Annotated in this window: 16 protein-coding genes; 6 read left to right on the top strand and 10 right to left on the bottom strand. The window is 48.3% G+C overall.

The window, feature by feature from the left end:
* The first annotated feature begins 11 nt into the window (after positions 1-11).
* The gene (locus DXN05_RS05235) at positions 12-545 is read left to right on the top strand and encodes an NAD(P)H-dependent oxidoreductase (RefSeq protein WP_116846119.1); all 534 of its coding nucleotides are present in this window, start codon (positions 12-14) and stop codon (positions 543-545) included.
* 53 nt (positions 546-598) lie between these two features.
* Positions 599-1,282, top strand: coding sequence for a ribose-5-phosphate isomerase RpiA (gene rpiA, locus DXN05_RS05230; RefSeq protein ID WP_116846118.1), 684 nt, complete (start codon positions 599-601; stop codon positions 1,280-1,282).
* Between the two features lie 61 nt (positions 1,283-1,343).
* Here rpiA and DXN05_RS05225 read toward each other — a convergent pair whose 3' ends face one another.
* The 6 genes from DXN05_RS05225 to DXN05_RS05200 form a co-directional block, all read right to left on the bottom strand.
* The gene (locus DXN05_RS05225; RefSeq protein WP_116846408.1) at positions 1,344-1,913 is read right to left on the bottom strand and encodes an acyl-CoA thioesterase; all 570 of its coding nucleotides are present in this window, start codon (positions 1,911-1,913) and stop codon (positions 1,344-1,346) included.
* 79 nt (positions 1,914-1,992) lie between these two features.
* Positions 1,993-4,236, bottom strand: a complete 2,244-nt coding sequence (locus DXN05_RS05220; protein WP_116846117.1) for a transferrin receptor-like dimerization domain-containing protein — start codon at positions 4,234-4,236, stop codon at positions 1,993-1,995.
* Between the two features lie 38 nt (positions 4,237-4,274).
* Entirely contained in the window at positions 4,275-5,930 is a 1,656-nt protein-coding gene (locus DXN05_RS05215) for an amidase (protein WP_116846116.1), read from the bottom strand.
* Positions 5,931-5,976: 46 nt separating this feature from the next.
* Positions 5,977-6,501, bottom strand: coding sequence for a GNAT family N-acetyltransferase (locus tag DXN05_RS05210; RefSeq protein ID WP_116846115.1), 525 nt, complete (start codon positions 6,499-6,501; stop codon positions 5,977-5,979).
* Positions 6,498-6,956 carry a methylglyoxal synthase gene (locus tag DXN05_RS05205; protein WP_116846114.1) on the bottom strand — a complete coding sequence of 153 codons (459 nt, stop codon included), beginning with the start codon at positions 6,954-6,956 and terminating at the stop codon, positions 6,498-6,500. Before DXN05_RS05205 ends, DXN05_RS05210 begins: the two co-directional genes overlap by 4 nt.
* Positions 6,957-7,042: 86 nt before the next feature.
* Positions 7,043-7,636 (bottom strand): TIGR04282 family arsenosugar biosynthesis glycosyltransferase, encoded by a 594-nt coding sequence (locus DXN05_RS05200; RefSeq protein ID WP_158559130.1) that lies wholly within the window; start codon positions 7,634-7,636, stop codon positions 7,043-7,045.
* A gap of 291 nt (positions 7,637-7,927) precedes the next feature.
* Here DXN05_RS05200 and DXN05_RS05195 point away from each other — a divergent pair, with 291 nt between their 5' ends.
* Positions 7,928-8,575 (top strand): metallophosphoesterase, encoded by a 648-nt coding sequence (locus DXN05_RS05195; protein WP_158559129.1) that lies wholly within the window; start codon positions 7,928-7,930, stop codon positions 8,573-8,575.
* A gap of 143 nt (positions 8,576-8,718) precedes the next feature.
* Here DXN05_RS05195 and DXN05_RS05190 read toward each other — a convergent pair whose 3' ends face one another.
* Positions 8,719-9,300, bottom strand: a complete 582-nt coding sequence (locus DXN05_RS05190) for a Crp/Fnr family transcriptional regulator (protein ID WP_116846111.1) — start codon at positions 9,298-9,300, stop codon at positions 8,719-8,721.
* A 448-nt stretch (positions 9,301-9,748) separates the two neighbouring features.
* Positions 9,749-10,798: a recombinase RecA gene (gene recA / locus DXN05_RS05185; protein ID WP_116846110.1), complete on the bottom strand. Its 1,050-nt coding sequence runs from the start codon at positions 10,796-10,798 to the stop codon at positions 9,749-9,751.
* A gap of 346 nt (positions 10,799-11,144) precedes the next feature.
* Here recA and DXN05_RS05180 point away from each other — a divergent pair, with 346 nt between their 5' ends.
* Genes DXN05_RS05180 through DXN05_RS05170 form a run of 3 tightly spaced genes read left to right on the top strand, consistent with a single transcriptional unit; the run spans position 11,145 to position 16,983 of the window.
* Complete coding sequence (locus DXN05_RS05180) at positions 11,145-14,348, top strand: S41 family peptidase (protein WP_116846109.1); 3,204 nt, start codon at positions 11,145-11,147, stop codon at positions 14,346-14,348.
* Positions 14,349-14,371: 23 nt separating this feature from the next.
* Positions 14,372-15,682 carry a Xaa-Pro dipeptidase gene (locus DXN05_RS05175; protein ID WP_116846108.1) on the top strand — a complete coding sequence of 437 codons (1,311 nt, stop codon included), beginning with the start codon at positions 14,372-14,374 and terminating at the stop codon, positions 15,680-15,682.
* A gap of 14 nt (positions 15,683-15,696) precedes the next feature.
* Entirely contained in the window at positions 15,697-16,983 is a 1,287-nt protein-coding gene (locus DXN05_RS05170; protein WP_116846107.1) for a metal-dependent hydrolase family protein, read from the top strand.
* 44 nt (positions 16,984-17,027) lie between these two features.
* On the opposite strand, the gene DXN05_RS05165 is transcribed toward DXN05_RS05170, so the two are convergent.
* A complete protein-coding gene (locus DXN05_RS05165) occupies positions 17,028-18,107 on the bottom strand; it encodes an iron-containing alcohol dehydrogenase family protein (RefSeq protein WP_116846106.1) in 1,080 nt (359 codons plus the stop codon).
* 96 nt (positions 18,108-18,203) lie between these two features.
* The gene (locus DXN05_RS05160; RefSeq protein ID WP_116846105.1) at positions 18,204-19,154 is read right to left on the bottom strand and encodes a lipid A deacylase LpxR family protein; all 951 of its coding nucleotides are present in this window, start codon (positions 19,152-19,154) and stop codon (positions 18,204-18,206) included.
* Positions 19,155-19,162 lie beyond the last annotated feature (8 nt).

Here is a 19,162-nt window from a genome sequence, read left to right as displayed (position 1 = left end):
AATGGCATGCTATGAAAACACTGGTGATAGTAGCGCATCCGGATATCGCTTCTTCAAGGGTAAACAAACAATGGATAAACGCACTGCGCGATTATCCTGAAGAATTTACCATACACGATTTATATGAGCAATACCCTTCCTGGCAAATTGATACTGTGGCAGAACAACATTTGGTAGAGGGATATGAACAAATTATACTGCAGTTTCCTTTTTACTGGTTCAGCTGTCCGCCCATGCTGCGCAAATGGTTCGATGATATTTTTAATCGCGGCTGGGCATACGGTACCGGTGGCGATAAACTGCAGCACAAAAAACTGATGCTCGCCATTTCGTGCGGCATACCCGAACACGAATTGGCAACAGACGGTAAACATAAATACACATTGCACGAACTGGTTAGGCCGTTTGAATTAACCGCACTTTACTGCGGAATGCAGTTTGAACCCCTGTTTGCCGTGTATGGCATGGGGCATAAGGTAAGTGATGAGGCCATACAACAAAGTGCACAGGCTTACCTGCAGCACATACGCACTGTTTTTGCATAACCTGCAGCAGGGTTATTCAGCATGTATTAACTGAATAGTAAATAAATTTGAGCATGTTTAACGCAGAAGATACCAAAAAACGCGTAGGCGCCTATGCCGCCGATTTTATTGAAAACGGGATGACAGTAGGCCTCGGTACCGGATCTACCGTATACTGGCTGCTGCAAACCCTGGGCGAACGGGTACAGCAGGGCCTGCAGTTTTCGGCTGTGCCTACCTCGCGCCAAACGCAAACGCTTGCTACCGAACTCGGCATTACCTTAACTGAACTGAATGCCGTAAATGAGCTGGTGCTTACCATTGATGGTGCCGATGAAGTAGACGCCCGGCTGCAGTTGATCAAAGGTGGCGGCGGCGCCTTACTGCAGGAGAAAATGGTGGCAGCTGCATCTAAACAGCTTATCATTATTGTGGATGAAAATAAGATGGTTGACACCCTCGGCAAGTTTCCCCTGCCGGTAGAAGTGATCCCCTCCGGCTGGAAACAGGTGCACCGCAAAGTGATGGGAATGGGCTGCACTAAAGCAGCGATCAGGCAGAAAAACGAGCAGGCGTTTATCACCGACAACGGTCACTATATTCTCGACTGCTATTTTGAGCAAATCACCGATCCCGTTAACCTGAACATTGCCCTGCACCTGGTTCCCGGTGTGGTAGAAACAGGGTTGTTCAATGGCATGGCCGATATGGTTATCACCGGTCACAGCGACGGGCGCATTGATACCAAAAGCAGGTAAAATAAAAACAGCTGTTCCATTCAATGGTATGGAATAGCTGTTCATTAATTTTATTGCCGCATTATAGTGCTAAAATGTTGATATCGCCCTGCAGCATACAGCGCTCACCTTCCAGCATGCGCACAATATCTTCCATACACAGTTCGCCTTTTATTTTCTCTGTTTCTGCTTTATAATGGCGTTTCAGTTTTTTGCGATTGATGGCATCTGCAAAACGGCGCACATCTTCTGCTGTTTCCAGGATTAGTCCCGGTACCTGTATGGTGCGGTGATCATCATCCTGCGCCACCATGGTAAAGTACGAGGTGTTGGTATGTTTCAGCACGCCTGTTTTTACATTCACCGATTCTACACGAATGCCGATCACCATCGAGCTGTTGCCCACATAATTTACCCGCGCACGCAACGACAATAGTTCACCCACTTCAACAGGCGCCAGAAAGTCCACCGCGTCAATTGATGCCGTTACACAATAGGTGCCCGCATGTTTAGCTGCACAGGCATAGGCCACTTTGTCCATCTGTGATAAAATAGTACCGCCATGAATTTTGCCGCCAAAATTGGCGTAGGCGGGTATCATTAATTCTGTAATAACGGTTTCTGACTGGCTTACGGGTTTAAATCCTTCCATAACATATAAACATAAGGTGAAATAAAAAGCAGCAGCAGTAAAACCGCTGCTGCCTGTAACCTGGCGATGCAAATTACACTTAACTGGTTACTTTGGCAATCAGGTATAAATGATCGGCCAGCTGGCGTATGGCTTTGGCATCCATCATAATCTGTTGCTGCGCCTGCTCCCATTTGCGCTGTTCAATGGCTTCGCGTATGCCGGGCATGGTTTTAACACCATAACCGGTATACAAACCCGGCGCATACAAACTGTGGCGGTACCAGTCGCGGTAGGGCAACCCTTTCTGCAACAGCAATTCCTGCTCAGAGCGGTACAGCAGTTTGTTTACCGGGCCATGATCTACATTGCTGTTCACAGTTTTGTTCAGCGAATCAGACAGGCCACGGGTTACACGTTCCAGGTCGCGCAGGGCATTCTGCAAAGGAGAAAAATCAAGGTATGGCACTTCGTCCTGTACCTTGGGCGGATTGTAGGTATCCAGCGGGTCGGCTGCCAGTTTATAGGCCTTGCTGCGTATCAGCTGGTTTTCTACAGTTGTGCTTTCGCGCAGCTGGTCTACCTGCGTCATTAATTCAGTAACATATCCGTTAATGGTACTATAGAGGTTTTTGAAATTGAACGGCAGCAAATCCGCATCTGCCATACGCAATGCTGCACGGCCTGCGGTTTGTGCCAGCGCCACCCCATAGGCAAATGTGGGATCTTTGAAGCGGCGGTAATCATCGTACGAATCATAAATAGAATGGTATTCACCACCAGGATCTTCACCGCCATATTCCAGGTTCAGCGCAGGCACGCCCACATGCTGCAGAAAGGAAGAGAAATCAGATCCTGAACCAAGTGCTGATAAGGTAAATGGTTTTTTCAGCAACTCCTTCTTCGCGTTTACTGAAGATGCATTTACCAGCTCATCCGCACGCTTGCGCTCAAACACGCTCACATTGGTTTGCGGGTCAATTACAGTTTTCGCAATTTCTTCCATATAGGGTTCCAGCGCATGTGAACCACCTGCACCCAAAAAGCCGCGGCCATTGCCATCAGAATTAATGTACACTACCGCTTTTTGTTTCAGCTCTTCTGCATGTGTTTCTACCCATTCGGTTGAACCCAGCAAACCGGGTTCTTCACCATCCCATGCACAGTACACCAGCGTACGTTTGGGCTTCCAGCCGGTTTTCAGCAAAGCACCAATGGCTTTTGCTTCTTCCAGCATCGCGGCAAGACCGCTGATAGGATCACCCGCACCGTTTACCCATGCATCGTGGTGGTTGCCGCGTATTACCCATTCATCAGGATAAGCAGCTCCCTGCACGGTTCCTATCACATCATAACAGGGGCGCAGCTGCCAGTCGAACGCGAGCTTTAAATGCACCGATGCCGTTCCCGGACCAACATGGTAAGTAATGGGCAATGCGCCGCGCCAGTTTTCTGGTGCCACAGGGCCTTCCAGCGCTTCCAGCAGCGGGCGGGCATCGTGGTAACTGATGGGCAGTACCGGTATTTTCAGCAGGTTGGTGGCATTGGCGCGGTCAAGCCTTTGCGCCTCGGGTGTTGCACCCACATTAGGTGTTAGCGGGTCGCCGGGATAAATGACCATATCCATCACCGAACCGCGCTGCACACCATATTCATTTTTAAAAGCGCCCTTGGGGTATACATCGCCCGCAAAGTAACCGTCATCTTTAGGATCAGAATAAATAATACAACCAATAGCACCATGCTCCTGTGCCACCTTGGGTTTAATACCACGCCAGGAGCGGCCGTATTTTGCAATCACTATTTTGCCTTTTACATCAATACCCATTCTTTCCAGCTCTTCATAATCTGCAGGCAAGCCATAGTTCACAAATACCAGCGGTGCGGTAACATCACCATCTGCACTCCATGCGTTGTAGGTAGGCAGCTGTTCGCTCTGGCCCGATGTGGCGTCTTCTTTTAAAGCAGGCTCTTTCAGCAGTGCCTTGTATTTGGCAGTACCGGTCATTTCCAGCTCTCTTGTTTTAGGCACCGGGAACAGCACCCAGAAGGTTTCAATCTTTGTATCAAATCCATATTCTTTTAAACGCGCAGCCACAGCATCTGCTACCTGTTTGCCACCGGCCGAGCCGATATGGTGCGGGTACGCAGAAAATGTTTTAATGCTGGCGCCGATATTCGCTGCATCCAGCTGCTTATCAAACAGGGCTTCTGTTTGTAATTGACCGCTGCTGTTTTTGTCAGAAAAACCCAGCACCGTTTTCGGCGGTGTGGTTACCTGTGCCTGCAGGGCCTGTGCTGCAAAGGCCAGCACCAATGCCCCGCCAACAAAATGTTTCTTCATGTAAAAGTCGGTTTATGCTTGCTTGAATAAATACACGGTTATTGAAATAATGCCGGATGTTGTTTGTTCCACGAGGTGGCCTGCTGGTACAGGTTTACCAATTGCAGCAATGCCGCTTCGCCGTTGAGTTTGCCGATTAAACTGATACTCGTTGGCAGCTTTTGCGCATTAAAACCGGTGGGGAAACAAATGGCCGGGTTGCCGGTTAAATTGGTAATGGCCGATTCGTTGCCTGCCCAGTTAGGACAAATCACTGCATCATATTGGCTCAGCACTGCGTTTACGCGCTGCTGTAATACAAAACGCTGCCTGCATGCGTTTACATAGTCTGCTGCGCTGATAAAACGCGAGGTACGGAAATTGTTAGGCCAGTCGTCTTTGGTTTGGTAAGTAAGCTGGTCATCCAGGTTGGTGCGGGTTAATTCATCAAACGCTGCAGCGCTTTCTGCACCGATAATAATGGGCATGGTAGGTTTCACATAAATGCCGCTGTCAGGAAAATCAATGGGAATAAGTTCCGCCCCCATTTTACGGAATGTTTCCAGCACAGCAAACTCGTTGTTGCTGCTATCTCTCAGCCGCCTGAAATAATTGCGTGCATAGGCAATCTTCAGGGTATGAATATCCGTTTTGGATTTGAAGTGAAACGTATGTGTTGCGGCAGAAAGATCTTTGCCATCTGTTCCGCGGATATAATCAAACACAATGGCCGCATCTGCTGCACTGCGGCAAAGCGGGCCAATTTTGTCCAGGCTCCAGCTCAATGCCATGGCGCCTGTACGGCTTATACTGCCAAACGTGGGTCGTAAACCCGTTGCGCCACAGGTTGATGCCGGTGAAATAATTGAGCCCCATGTTTCTGTACCAATGGCAAAAGGCAGCAAGCCGGCCACCGTTGCAGCAGCAGAGCCTGCCGATGAACCGGAAGAACCGTTTTCCAGGTTCCAGGGATTGCGGGTTTTGCCGCCATACCATTTATCGCCCATGGCCAATGCACCCAGTGTAAGTTTGGCTACCAGCACAGCTCCCGCATTACGCAGGCGGGTGTATACATAGGCATCTTCTTCTATCACCTGGTCTTTGAAGGGCGCAGCGCCCCAGGTGGTTTTGGTGCCTTTTACCGCGAATAAGTCTTTCAGTCCGTAGGGAATGCCGTGCAGCGGCCCGCGGTATTTGCCTGCTGCAATTTCTGCATCTGCCTGTTGGGCCTGCTGCATGGCGATATCTTCAGTAAGGCTAATCAAACAATGCAGGCTATCGCCGTATTGCTTAATCCGGTTGATAAAAAAGCGGGTTAGTTCAACCGAACTGATCTTTTTGTATTTGATCAGCGATGCCAGCTGCGGAATGGAATAAAAGGCCAGTTCATTTTTATTGGCCGGCAGCTGAACACCTGCAGGAATGGGCCATTGGTTAATGGCTGTATCGGCATTGGCTGCAGCCGCAGTAGTAGCGGGGTTTTGCCAAAGGCTCATGGGTACATTATTGGGCAGGTATTTTTTGTGAAAATAGCGATGCAGTTTGTCTTGCGTGTCTTTTACACCATCGTACATGGAATCTATTTCCGGTTGGGTAAAATGCATATCAAACAACCTTGCGGCCGTATTTAAATCTGCGGGCGCAATGGTGTCCTGCGCATGAAGGGTTTGCAAAAAGGGGAGCAGGCAAACCAGCACCAGCACCTGTTTTCTCATAGCAGTAGAATATTGATGAGCTTAAATATACGTAAACACAGGCAGGTTACCACGGTTGCAATAGCTTCACCCATACATATTCATCGTGCAGCTGGTTGTTTTTGTAAATTGACTGCCGGCGCACGCTTTCCAGGTAAAAGCCGTTTTTCTGCAGTACGCGCATCGAAGCAGTATTGTAGGCAAATACCCCTGCAAACAGCCGCGACATGCTGAAGTTTTCTGAGATATGCTGCAGCAGCTGCCGCACTGCTTCTGTAGCAATGCCCTTCCCCCAAAAGGGTTCACCAATAAAATAACCTATTTCCATGCTTTTGCGGTAAATATCTTCACCGGGCACACAGCCAATGCTACCCGCAACTTCACCTTTGTATTCAACGGCAAAATTGCGTGCAGGCGTTTGTGTGGCGCAAAGCTGTATCCACTGCTGTGCATCGGTTAAGGTGTAGGGAAAAGGCAGTGCATCCCGCACATTGTTCCATATGTTGCGGTTATTGGAAATATAGGCGAGCCCGGGTGCATCTTCTTTTTGCCAGGGGCGAACAATAACAGGCAGTGATTGCGGATGCGTCATTTCTGGATATTGCGTGAAAGGTATCCGCCATAGTCCGGAACCACGGCGAGGTATTCCTGTTGCATATATGGCGAACTGATGATAAAATCGGCCGTAGCGCGGCAGCTGGCCATGGGAATATTCCAGGCAACACCCAAACGCAGCAGTGCTTTTACATCACTGTCGTGCGGTTGTGCTTCCATGGGATCCCAGAAAAATATCATGAGGTCTATATCCCCGGTTGCAATCATAGCGCCCAGCTGCTGATCACCACCCAGCGGGCCGCTTAATACCCTGCGCACCGGGATACCCAATGTTGATTCGATCATTTTACCGGTAGTTCCCGTAGCAATCAATTCGTGTTTTACCAGTTCGGCAGCATTCTCCTGTACCCAGCTGATCAGGTCGTCTTTTTTATTATCGTGGGCTACCAGTGCAATGCGTTTACGGGGCGTAATTGTTTTAAATTTTTCCATAGCAAAAGGCACATGCCATTACCGGTATGTGCGCCATGCAAAATACATAAAATAACGGGGTGGAAATAAACCAGTTAAGCGGATAATTACTGGCGGTGGTGCATCAGGTATTCCTCCTTGCCCTCATCGCTGTCGCTTAAAACAGGCAGCAGGTGGTAAAATATATGATTGCTGTCTAAATCATCCAGTGTTTGCTGCAACAGCAGCGGTGTGCTCCAGGCTTTGTGGCTGAATAAAAACGGGAACAGCTGGCGCATGCCCAACAGGTAATAGCCGCCGTATTGTGCCGGGCCAATCACTACATCATAATACTGCAACAGGTGAAATGCTTCTTCTACATGCGTGCGGTCAAGGTCAATACAGTCTGCACCTATCACTACTACATGTTCATATCCTTTGGCAAATATTTCTTTAAAAATCTGCAGCAGTTTTTCCCCTGTATCGCCATTGCCCTGCAGGCATTTTTTAAAACCGCCGGCAGACCAGATATCTTCCATTTCAATATAGCGGTTGCAATACACATAACGGTGTACGCGCAACTGCCGGGCAATAAAATGCGTGTGCTGCAGCAACTGTTCATAAATTCTCAGTGCAGCGTTATCTCCAATAGCTTCTGCCAAACGGGTATTACCGGATGCTTCCCGGTCTTTTACCACTATCACCAGTGCGCTGTTGTGCATGCCCTTTTTTTTACAAAGGCAATAGTAAACAGGTAAGCGCTGCCTGTGTGCACATGAAAGAATGATTAAAAGTTCTGCTTCGGCAATTTGTACCATTGACTGGCAAAAGAGATACAGCAACTGTCTTTCATTCGGAATACCCCATGCATGCCTGTACAAAAAACAGTTGCTGCAGGTATCCTTCAATAATAGGCACACTTTGCCTATTTGCCTTTAAAAATGCCGGTGCCGCAACAACCAAACCTGGCAAATTTTGTAACTTACTATAACACCCATCCACATCCGGAACCTATGGATTTATTTATTATCGGCGATATACACGGCTGCTATTATACCTTCCTCAAATTGCTGCAGTACTGGCATCCGCAAAGTGAGCAGTTGTTGCAGGTGGGCGATCTTATTGACAGGGGCAATTTTGCTGCGCCTGTGGTAGCGCATTGCCGCCAGCTGCAAACCACCTATTCCGGCAGCATATTTCTGAAAGGCAACCACGAAGCAGAAATGGCCAAGCAATTATACAATGGCATTAACCTTACCTGGCTTACACAATATGCACTGAAAACAATGCACAGCTATGGCGATACCGGCAGGGATATGATTGAAGACATCCGCTGGTTTAACACACTGCCGCTTTGCTGGGAAAATGAGCAGGTATTTGTAAGCCATGCCGGCCTGTCTGCCGCCACTATCGATCCATACAATGAAGACGACCCCGCCAGTTTGCTATGGAACCGCCTGCCTTTATTGCTACTGCCCAAACTGCAGGTACACGGGCATACACCCACCATGGGCGCCCCTTCTTATGCAGCACAAACCAATAGCTGGAACATTGATACAGGTGCCTGTTACGGACAAGCCTTATCTGCCTTACAGGTAACCGCCAACGGCGCCTATGCCGAAACGATCTCCATTAAAACAGACAAGCGGGATATTAATTGATCGTTTGATAGTTAAAGAATCCAATAACAGCTTGAACTTACGCTGCCATAGCGAAATAATGTCATTTAGTTAACAGCCTCTTTGTGAACTTTGCGGTAAAAAATATCAATCCGCTTAATTAAACAACATTGATAACGCAATATTCATTTCAACGACAACTGTTTCCTGATGCGGCTCAGGCTTTCGGGGGTAATACCCAGGTATGAGGCAATATAAATCAGCGGTACATGCTGTGAAATGCCGGGCTGCGATTGCAGCAATTCTGCATAACGTTCTTCAGCGCTGCTGCTCAGCGTAGCGTAATGCCTTCGCTGCAGGGCAATATAAGCATTCTGGATCTGCAGGCGCATTACCCGTTCAAGCGGGGTAACGGCAGCATACAAATGTTCAAAACCTTCTTTGGAAAAACGGATCGCCACGCTGTCTTCAATGGCTTCAATATTCATTAGTGTAGGCCTGCCGGTGGTAAAACTGTAAAGGTCGTTTACCCAGTTATCCTGGAACGAAAACATAATCACATGCTCCAGCCCTTTTGCATCGATTGTATAGGTGCGGAAACAACCCTGCAGTACAAACCAGATGTTATTGCACGGTTCTCCTTCGGATAAAATCTTCGTTTTACGTTTTACCCGTACTTCCTCCTGAACTGCTTGTTCTATTTGTTCAAACTGTTCTTCTGTAAAATTGGCCTTCCGGCTTAGGTTTTCACGCAGCAGCGCATACATAGCGCCAAAAATATTCAATTCCGCTTAAATACCCGGTGCAAGACAAAGAGAACAAGTCATCACCCTGTTTTTTCGGTGTATCCCAAAAAGACATTTGTTCCCGCAAACCAGGGTAAACCCTTGAACGATCCCAAGGCGAACATCCGACGAGCCACGGGCGAACCTACCCGTTTAGCCAAAACGACAAAAACAGAAACGAACAAGGGGCATATAACCCTCTTTCGCATAAAAACTCAACCACAACTGTTGCCGTACAATAACACAGGCATACAATATCTTCAACGGTGTTATTTGCCTGGTTCCCCTTCCGGGATGCGCACAGCCTCTACAACAAACGTCGCCGACCTACCCGATACTACTTATACGCACATAGGGTATGCGCACAAAAAAACCACTTCATAGAAATGAGTGGTTTTGTAATACTTACTAACCCAAAAAATCAAAAACTTTAATCTTTTTCTGCGATGGCTGCAGCTTTCTCAGCAGCAGGGGCCGGTGTGCCAGCCTGCGCATCCATTATTTTAGCCCTTATCTTTCCTTCGATTTCAGCAGAAAGTTCGGGATTGTCAAGAATCAATTGTTTTACTGCATCACGGCCCTGGCCCAGTTTGTTACCTTCGTAGCTAAACCAGCTGCCGTTTTTGTTTACGATACCCAGCTCTACGCCCATATCAATAATTTCACCCACTTTGCTGATACCTTCACCAAACACGATGTCAAACTCTGTGCTGCGGAAAGGAGGTGCTACTTTGTTTTTCACCACTTTCACTTTTACACGGTTACCAATGGCTTCGTCACCATCCTTAATCTGTGCCATACGGCGGATATCCAAACGTACAGATGCGTAGAATTTAAGGGCATTACCACCGGTAGTGGTTTCGGGGTTACCGAACATAACACCGATTTTTTCACGCAGCTGGTTGATGAAAATACAAACCGTATTGGTTTTGCTGATGGTGGCCGTGAGTTTACGCAGGGCCTGGCTCATCAGGCGTGCCTGCAGACCCATTTTGCTGTCGCCCATTTCGCCTTCCAGCTCACCTTTGGGAACCAGTGCGGCAACAGAATCAATCACCACTACATCCAGTGCACCGGACAAAATAAGCCGGTCGGCAATTTCCAGCGCCTGCTCACCATAATCCGGCTGCGAAATCAGCAGGTTGTCCACATCTACACCCAGTTTCTGGGCATAGGTGCTGTCAAACGCATGCTCGGCATCGATAATGGCGCAGATACCACCTTTTTTCTGGGCTTCTGCAATTACGTGCGTGGCAATGGTTGTTTTACCGGATGATTCAGGCCCGTATATTTCAATGATCCTGCCTTTGGGTAAACCACCAATACCAAGAGCCGTATCCAGGCCAATAGAACCGGTAGAAACAACTTCCATTAATTTCTCACCACGTTCATTCATCATCATTACACTGCCTTTACCAAAATCTTTATCGATTTTGTCCATGGTCAGTTTAAGTGCCTTGAGTTTATCTGCGTTTGACATATTGCGCTGTTTTATCCTTCAAAATTAACAAGGATGTGAAAGTAGGTTAAATAAATTATACACACTAATTTTCTTAGCATTTTTTTGTCAAAATTTTTGGCTTCCTGCTAAAAGTGCACAAAAATAGCCGCCCTGGAAAGAGCGGCCCGTTATTTCAACCTCCTGAAGTTCTTACTATATACTACTGCCTGCAAAGCAAGGCACTTTTACCCGTTTGTACTGCCCGCATCAGGAATTCCATTTATGCAACCCGGAAAAATCTGTACGCATATTCCCGGCCGGCCAATGATTTCAGGTTTTATAATGCGCCCTTTCTGTCTTATCTTCCTTTCTCATTCAAACACTTATGAGAAAATTGCTGCTTGCAGGCCTGATGCTTGCAATTATTCCGTATTCCTATGCCCAAACGCAGGCCGGCTGGCTGCGTTATGCCGCCATTTCGCCCGATGCCCAAACCATTGCTTTTACCTACAAAGGCGATTTGTATACAGTGCCGGCAGCCGGCGGCGAAGCTGCCCCGCTCACCTTGCACGAAGCCCACGATTTTATGCCTGTATGGAGCCACGATGGCAAATACATTGCTTTTGCCAGTGACCGCTATGGCAATTTTGATGTGTTTATTATGCCCTCCCACGGCGGCCCGGCCAAAAGGCTCACCTGCCATTCAGCCGCCGAGTATCCATACGATTTCAGTCCCGATAACCAGTCCGTTCTCTTCGGCGCTGCCCGTATGGACGCCGCTTCCAACCGGCAATTTCCCACTGCCTCACAGCCCGAGTTGTACAAGGTAAGCGTTAACGGTGGCCGACCAGAACAGGTGCTTACCACGCCCGCAGAAGAAGTGAAGTACAATACCAGCGGAACGCAGTTTGTATACCAGGATAAAAAAGGCGGTGAAAATGCCTGGCGCAAACACCATACATCTTCCATTACCCGCGATATCTGGCTATACAACAGCGCCACCGGCACCCATACCAAACTCACGCAGTTTAACGGGGAAGACCGCAGCCCGGTTTTTGCCGACAATGACCAGTCGCTCTATTACCTCAGCGAAGCCGCGGGCAGTTTTAATGTGTTTAAACTATCTGTCAGCAACCCCGCCGCACCACAGCAAATAACGCATTTCACCAAACACCCGGTTCGCTTTTTAAGCAGGGCCAATAACGGCACTTTGTGTTTCAGCTACAATGGCCAGTTGTACACGCTGCAACCCGGTGCAGAACCCAGGAAGCTGGATGTGCTTATTACCGCCGATACCAAAACCAACAACGAAAAAATTGTACAGGTTACAGGCGGTGCACGTGAACTGGCTGTTTCGCCCAATGGCAAGGAAGTGGCCTTTATTTTCAGGGGAGAGGTGTTTGTAACCAATACCGAAGGCGGCACTACCAAACGCATTACCAATACGCCCGAACAGGAACGCAGCGTAAGCTTTTCGCCTGATGGACGTACGCTGTTGTACAGCAGCGAACGCGACCATAGCTGGAAAATTTATCAAACATCCATTATACGAAAAGAAGAACCTTATTTCTTTGCCTCTACCGTGCTGAAAGAAACACCACTCATTGCCAACAGCAAGGAAAATTACCAGCCGCTGTATTCTCCTGACGGAAAAGAAATAGCCTTTGTGGAGAACCGTAACACGCTGAAAATATTCAACCTCGCATCGAAAGAGCAGCGTACTATTTTAACTTCCGAGGCCCTGTTCAGCATGGGCGATAATGACCAGTATTTTACCTGGAGCCCGGATGGCAGGTGGCTGTTGTTTCAGTACAGCGAAGCAGGCATCAGCAATGCTGAAGTTGGTTTAATCAGCACCGATGGCAAGGGCACTATCCGCAACCTTACCCAAAGTGGTTACCAGGATGGCGACCCCAAATGGATGATGGGTGGTAAAATGATGATCTGGACCAGCAACCGCGACGGCATGCGCAGCTACGCCAACAGCGGCGGGAGCCAGGCAGATATTTATGGCATGTTCTTTACCCAGGCTGCATGGGACCGTTTTAAACTGAACAAGGAAGATGCTGCCTTGCTGAAAGAACAGGAAGAAAAAGCAGCCAAGGCTGATTCTTCCAAAAAGGCTAAGAAGGATACAACCGTTGCCATTGACTGGGATGGCCTGGTATACCGTAAGGCCAAACTCACCATCAGCTCAAGCGACCTTGCAGATGCCGTGGTAAGCAAAGACGGCGAAACCCTGTTTTACCTGGCCCGTTTTGAAAAAGACTACAACCTGTGGACCACCAACCTGCGTACGCACGAAACCAAAATGCTGGTATCGCTCGATGCAGAACGCGCCGGCATGTTATGGGATAAAGACCAGAAAAACCTCTTTGTTCTTGCAGACGGCCGCATTTTAAAAATAGACGCCGGCAGCGGCAAACAGGAAACCGTTCGCATTAACAGCGACATTAACCTCGATGTGGCAGCAGAACGGCGTTTTATGTTCGAGCACGTTTGGCGCAGAACAAAAGAAACCTTTTACACCGCAGGCTATCATGGTGCACAATGGGATTCACTGAAACACGATTACGAACAATACCTGCCGCATATTGGCGATAACCTGGAGTTTGCAGAAATGCTCAGCGAACTGCTGGGCGAGCTGAACGTATCGCACAGCGGTGCAGTTGCCTACAATACCAATGCAAATGGCGATGCCACTGCATCGCTCGGTGTGTTTTACGATAATACCTATAAAGGCAATGCAGTTAAAATAGCAGAAGTAATTAAAGATGGCCCGTTAGACAAGGCCGGCTTAAACATACAGCCCGGTACACTCATCGAAGCAATAGATGGCGATACACTGGTTGCCACGAAAGACATTGCCTGGTACCTGAACCGCAAGGCCGGTAAAAACACGCTGTTATCCCTCAACGAAAACGGTACCCGCCGTGAAGTATTGGTAAAGCCCGTTTCACTGGGTGAAGAAAATGGCCTGCTGTATAAACGCTGGGTAAAACGCAACCAGGATGAAGTAGATAAACTGAGCAATGGCTCCTTGGGTTATGTGCATATCCCCGGCATGAACGACAATGCCTACCGCTCGGCCTATGCCGATATTATGGGCAGGTATGCGGGTAAAAAAGGCCTGGTTGTAGATACGCGTTTTAATGGCGGCGGCGACCTGGTTGCCGATCTTGCCATGTTTTTAAGTGGCAAACGTTTTCTTGAATACACCACCGATAACCGTACCGTGGCGTACGAACCAACCTTCCGCTGGAACAAACCTTCTATCGCCCTGGCCAACGAAGCCAATTACAGCGATGGTCATTGCTTTGCCTTCAGCTACCAAAACCTGCAGCTGGGCAAACTCGTGGGTATGCCTACACCAGGCACCTGTACGTTTGCGGGCTGGGAAACCCTGCAGGATAACAGCATTCGCTGGGGCGTGCCGCCATTGGGTGTTAAAAACATGAATGGCCAATACCTCGAAAACCGCCAGACAACACCAGACATTGTGCTGATGAACGAGTACGAAAAAGTAAACAGGGGCGAAGACCAGCAGCTGCAGGCTGCCGTAACCGAATTGCTGAAAGAAATTAAATAATACTGCTTACATAAATACATACCATGCAATTGCTGAAAAGAATTTTCTTCCTGTTATGCGCCATTTTGCTCAATGGCTGGGCTATGGCGCAAACCAAAACCATTACGGTAATCAAAGCCGGTAAACTCGTCGATACAGAAACCGGTAAAGTGTTGGCTAATCAGCGCATACTGGTGGTGAACGATACCATTCAGTCTGTTGGCGGTGATATTGCTATCCCTGCAGGTGCTGCTGTAATTGATTTATCCGGCGAAACTGTATTACCCGGCTTAATTGATTGCCATACCCATTTAACTGCCCAGCCCGGTGATAATTATTATGATGATATTTTCCGTAAAACACCCATTGATTATGCCATAGTAGCACCCATATACGCCAAACGCACACTGGAAGCCGGTTTTACCACGGTTCGCGATGTTGGCGCTTCTTCCCTTATTGATGTTTCTTTACGCAATGCCATTAATCGCGGTGATGTGCCTGGTCCGCGCATGCAGGTAGCCACTTTCTTTATCGGCTCAACCGGCAGTCATGGCGACCTGAATGGCTTTTCGCCCTACATCGAATTTGAACAGCCCAAAGGCATGAGTGGCGTTGCCAATGGTGTGGATGAAATACGCAAACAGGTGCGCTATAACATAAAGTACGGAGCCGATGTTATTAAGTTTGGCGCCAGTGCCGGTGTACTTACCGAAGAAGAAAGCGTTGGTTCCCCGCAATACACGCAGGAAGAAATGAATGCACTGGTTGATGAAGCCAGACTATGGGGCAAAAAAACCTGCGCACATGCGCACGGTACCGAAGCCATTAAAATGGCCGTGAATGCCGGTGTGGTTTCTATTGAACACGGCAGTTTTTTAGATGATGAAGCCATCAGCCTCATGAAACAACACGGCACTTACCTGGTAGCCGATATTTATAACGATGAATACATTTTGTCAGAATACAAGCGCCTCGGCTACCCTGATAAAATCATCAACAAAGAACGGCTGGTTGGCAAAACACAACGTGAAAGCTTTCGCAAGGCAGTGCAAGCCGGTGTAAAAATTGCCTTTGGTACCGATGCGGGCGTGTATCCGCACGGTTACAATGGCCGCCAGTTTAAATGGATGGTACAGTTTGGCTTAACACCTATGCAGGCCATACAAGCCGCCACTATCAATGCAGCCACCTTGTTGGGATGGGAGCATAAAGTCGGCTCAATAAAAACAGGCAAACTGGCAGATATTATTGCGGTAAAGGAAAACCCGTTAGACAATGTGCGCGCACTCGAAACGGTGGGCTTTGTAATGAAAGACGGCAAGGTGTATAAAAACGAAACCACGGCTAAACCATAACCCAAACAAATGCTATGATAAAAACACGTCTCAGCCTGTTGGTGTTAAGCTTGCTCATTGGCAGCACGGGCTTTGCACAAAAAATGTATATCCAGTGCGGTAAACTCATTGATGGGGTGGCTGCATCACCACGCAGCAATGTTACCCTGGTGGTAGAAAATAAAACCATCACCGCCATACAGGATGGCTTTACCAGTGGTAGCGCAGCTGACAAGATCATTGATCTCAAAAACAAAACAGTGCTGCCGGGCTTAATCGACTGCCATGTGCATCTTGAAAGCCAGTACAGCAAAACCAGTTTCCAGGAAGGCTTTACGTTAACAGACGCTGATATTGCCTACCGCGCAGCCGTTAACGCCAAAGTAACCCTGCTCGCAGGTTTTACCACTGTGCGTGATCTCGGCGGCAGCGGCGTAAACATTGCCCTGCGCAATGCGGTGAACCGCGGCCTAACCGATGGACCGTACATTTTAACTGCAGGTAATGCCATTTCTGCCACCGGCGGTCATATGGACGAATCTGTTGGCATTCGCCCCGATAAATTGTCTAAAATACCCGGCCCTGAAGATGGCGTAGCCAATGGCAAAGAGGAGCTGGTAAAAGCCGTGCGTTACCAGTTTAAAAAAGGTGCCGATGTTATTAAAATTGCTTCTACCGGTGGCGTGCTTGATTTAAGCAAAGACGGCTCGGGTGCCCAGTTTACAGTAGATGAAATTAAAGCCGTGGTGGAAACAGCCAAAGACTATGGTATGGCCGTTGCCTGCCATGCCCACGGTGCAGAAGGCATCAGGCGTGCCATCCTGGGTGGCGTTACTTCCATTGAACACGGTACTTATATGGATGATGATGATATTGCCCTTGCAAAAAAATACGGCACCTGGTTTGTGCCCACCATTATTGCAGGCAAATCCGTAGCAGATTCTGCCAAAATACCCGGCTTCTTCCCGGCTGTTGTTGCAAAAAAGGCCATGGAAGTGGGCCCGCGTATACAGGGTACTTTTGCCAAAGCCTACAAGGCTGGCGTAAAAATAGCCTTTGGTACAGATGCCGGTGTGTACGCACATGGTAAAAACGCCATCGAGTTTCAATACATGACCGAAGCAGGTATGCCTGCCATGGAAGCCATTCAGTGTGCCACCAGCCGGGCAGCCGACCTGCTGGGCATTAAAGAGGAGCGCGGTTCTATCGCCACTGGTAAAATGGCCGATATTATCGCTGTAGATGGCGACCCGCTCGAAAATGTGAAGCTGCTTACGCAGGTAAGTTTTGTAATGAAAGAGGGAAAAATATACAAGCAATAAAAAAGCGGCCCGCGGGCCGCTTTTTTAATATAAGGTCATCCTGTTTACAGTCGCTCGTACAATTTGCGCAGTTTTTCCCGCGTCATAATGGTTTCCCAGTCTTTGCCCAGTGCATTCTCCCACAGCGGTTTCATGCCCAATGATACATTGATCATGGTTTCAAACTGTTCTTCCGTTAAGTTTTTGGTGATGCCCTGCGGAATATCCACACCATGTTTCTGCACCATGCGTTTGAATTTCTCCACGCCGTCAGGATAGTATTCTTCCAGCTTGTCAAACACAATGCAATTGCCAATACCATGTTTGGTACCCAGCACGTAAGCCAGGCCATAGCTCACCGCATGTGCCACACCCACCTGCGAATAGGCAATGCTCATACCACCGGCATAAGATGCCATCATCAGCTTTTCATCGGCATCTTCATCCCATACTGCTTTATCGAGGAAAATTTCTTCGCATAATGTTTGTGCTTTTTCGCCGTAAGACTGGCTGAAAGCATTGAGGTAAGTACCATTCAACGATTCCACGCAATGAATAAAACAATCCATTGCTGTATAAAAACGCTGGTTAACGGGTACGCTGGCAGTTAAAGTGGGGTCAAGCACAATCTGATCGAATGTTGTAAAATCAGAGTTCATGCCCAGTTTGCGCGTAGGGCCTGTTAAAACGCAGGTACGGCTTACTTCGGCACCGGTACCGGCAATGGTAGGTATACCGGCTTTATACACACCGGGTACTTTAACCAGGTCCCAGCCCTGGTAGTCGGCGCTTGAGCCCGGGTTGGTCATCATCAATGCCACGGCCTTGGCAGTATCCATTACCGAACCGCCGCCAATGCCAATAATGCCAGATACCTGGCCAAATTCTGCCTGCAAATCATCGCGCAGTTTATCTACACCCGAAGTCTTGGGTTCGTAGGTAACATCTATCATTACAATCTTATCTTTTCCGCGCAGTGGTATGCGGGATAAGAACGCCTGTTTGTCCTGGAAATATTCATCTACAAAAAAGATCATCGGCGCGTCGCCCTTGCGCTGCGGGGCCAGAATTTCATCCAGCTGGTCAAACGATCCTTTACCATATATAACATAATTCACCATCCTGAAATTGCGAAACTGTGCCATGGTTCAAATTTTAAAGATGCGAAGTTAAGCCAAAACCCGGCAGAAGGAATTGTTAAGCCTTTAAACTGCCGGCTGGTTTTTAACGGGGAAATTATATTAATTAAACCGGTAACCAATTTGCAGGCTGCCATATTCCTGTACCTCGCGCTGTGTTCTTGTTTCACGGCCCTGCAGTACAGCCGCAGCACCAAAAGTAAACCGGTTACGTGCATACATGGCGCCAAGGGTTACCACGGGCTGCACCACCGAAAGCGGGGTAGTGTAGCCCTTGTTGGTTGTAAACAAACCGCCTTGTATGGTGGCGTTATAAGCATTGATGTTCAGTTGGGGGTGCAGGTATACAAAAAACTCGTGCGGGTTGCGGGTATGCCTTGGTGTGCTGCTGATGCCTGCATTCCATAAAGCGCTCTCGCTGTTGTTTTCAAACACACCCCATTGCAGTATTAAACCCGCTTGTGCATTGCTAAATGCGTTGCCCAGGTTTATTTCGGCCACGGGTTTTATAGCAAAATGTATATCGTGTGTGTGCAAGGTTGCAGCGTATAATGCATGCAGGTTAAGGCTGGGTTCGGCAGTTATCTGGTAGGCCCATCCGGTAGGCCGTTTAAAACCCACCAGGTGATGATACCATTTTTGCAAAGCCTCTGCCAGAGAGGGTTTGCCGGTAATACCCGCACTTACGCCAAACTGCAGCACCTGGTCGTTTGCCAGAAAACGTGTTTGTTTCAGCGAAAGGTACAGGTATCCTGCATAGGGCCGGTCAATAGCCGCAGTGCCGGCTTTCAGGTAATCGTACGGGTTGTACATCAGCTGGCCCAGTTCAACGGCGTACAGTTTTTTCTGCAGTGTGTCGCGGCCTGCCCAGCTGTAGTTAAAAAACAATCCTTCGGTATAATAGCGGTCGTTGTACAATGCCAGGTAAAAGTCGTTGTCACTGGTTAGTGTAAACTGGTGCCGGTAAGCCACCGGCTGCTCCTGCTGTGCAGTGGCTGCAAAAGAGAAAAGAAAAAAAAGTAATGCTGTTACATAACCTGGTCTGCTGTTCATACCCTTTA

The organism is Deminuibacter soli (genome assembly GCF_003412455.1).
Classification (GTDB): domain Bacteria; phylum Bacteroidota; class Bacteroidia; order Chitinophagales; family Chitinophagaceae; genus Deminuibacter; species Deminuibacter soli.
Note: the sequence above shows the minus strand (reverse complement) of the source record. Positions and strands in the feature narration are given on the sequence as shown.

Bases quoted from the DNA above. Each gene is read 5' to 3' on its own strand.
- DXN05_RS05235 (WP_116846119.1), top strand. From the start codon at position 12: ATGAAAACACTGGTGATAGTAGCGCATCCGGATATCGCTTCTTCAAGG.
- rpiA (WP_116846118.1), top strand. From the start codon at position 599: ATGTTTAACGCAGAAGATACCAAAAAACGCGTAGGCGCCTATGCCGCC.
- DXN05_RS05225 (WP_116846408.1), bottom strand. From the start codon at position 1,913: ATGGAAGGATTTAAACCCGTAAGCCAGTCAGAAACCGTTATTACAGAA.
- DXN05_RS05220 (WP_116846117.1), bottom strand. From the start codon at position 4,236: ATGAAGAAACATTTTGTTGGCGGGGCATTGGTGCTGGCCTTTGCAGCA.
- DXN05_RS05215 (WP_116846116.1), bottom strand. From the start codon at position 5,930: ATGAGAAAACAGGTGCTGGTGCTGGTTTGCCTGCTCCCCTTTTTGCAA.
- DXN05_RS05210 (WP_116846115.1), bottom strand. From the start codon at position 6,501: ATGACGCATCCGCAATCACTGCCTGTTATTGTTCGCCCCTGGCAAAAA.
- DXN05_RS05205 (WP_116846114.1), bottom strand. From the start codon at position 6,956: ATGGAAAAATTTAAAACAATTACGCCCCGTAAACGCATTGCACTGGTA.
- DXN05_RS05200 (WP_158559130.1), bottom strand. From the start codon at position 7,636: ATGCACAACAGCGCACTGGTGATAGTGGTAAAAGACCGGGAAGCATCC.
- DXN05_RS05195 (WP_158559129.1), top strand. From the start codon at position 7,928: ATGGATTTATTTATTATCGGCGATATACACGGCTGCTATTATACCTTC.
- DXN05_RS05190 (WP_116846111.1), bottom strand. From the start codon at position 9,300: ATGTATGCGCTGCTGCGTGAAAACCTAAGCCGGAAGGCCAATTTTACA.
- recA (WP_116846110.1), bottom strand. From the start codon at position 10,798: ATGTCAAACGCAGATAAACTCAAGGCACTTAAACTGACCATGGACAAA.
- DXN05_RS05180 (WP_116846109.1), top strand. From the start codon at position 11,145: ATGAGAAAATTGCTGCTTGCAGGCCTGATGCTTGCAATTATTCCGTAT.
- DXN05_RS05175 (WP_116846108.1), top strand. From the start codon at position 14,372: ATGCAATTGCTGAAAAGAATTTTCTTCCTGTTATGCGCCATTTTGCTC.
- DXN05_RS05170 (WP_116846107.1), top strand. From the start codon at position 15,697: ATGATAAAAACACGTCTCAGCCTGTTGGTGTTAAGCTTGCTCATTGGC.
- DXN05_RS05165 (WP_116846106.1), bottom strand. From the start codon at position 18,107: ATGGCACAGTTTCGCAATTTCAGGATGGTGAATTATGTTATATATGGT.
- DXN05_RS05160 (WP_116846105.1), bottom strand. From the start codon at position 19,154: ATGAACAGCAGACCAGGTTATGTAACAGCATTACTTTTTTTTCTTTTC.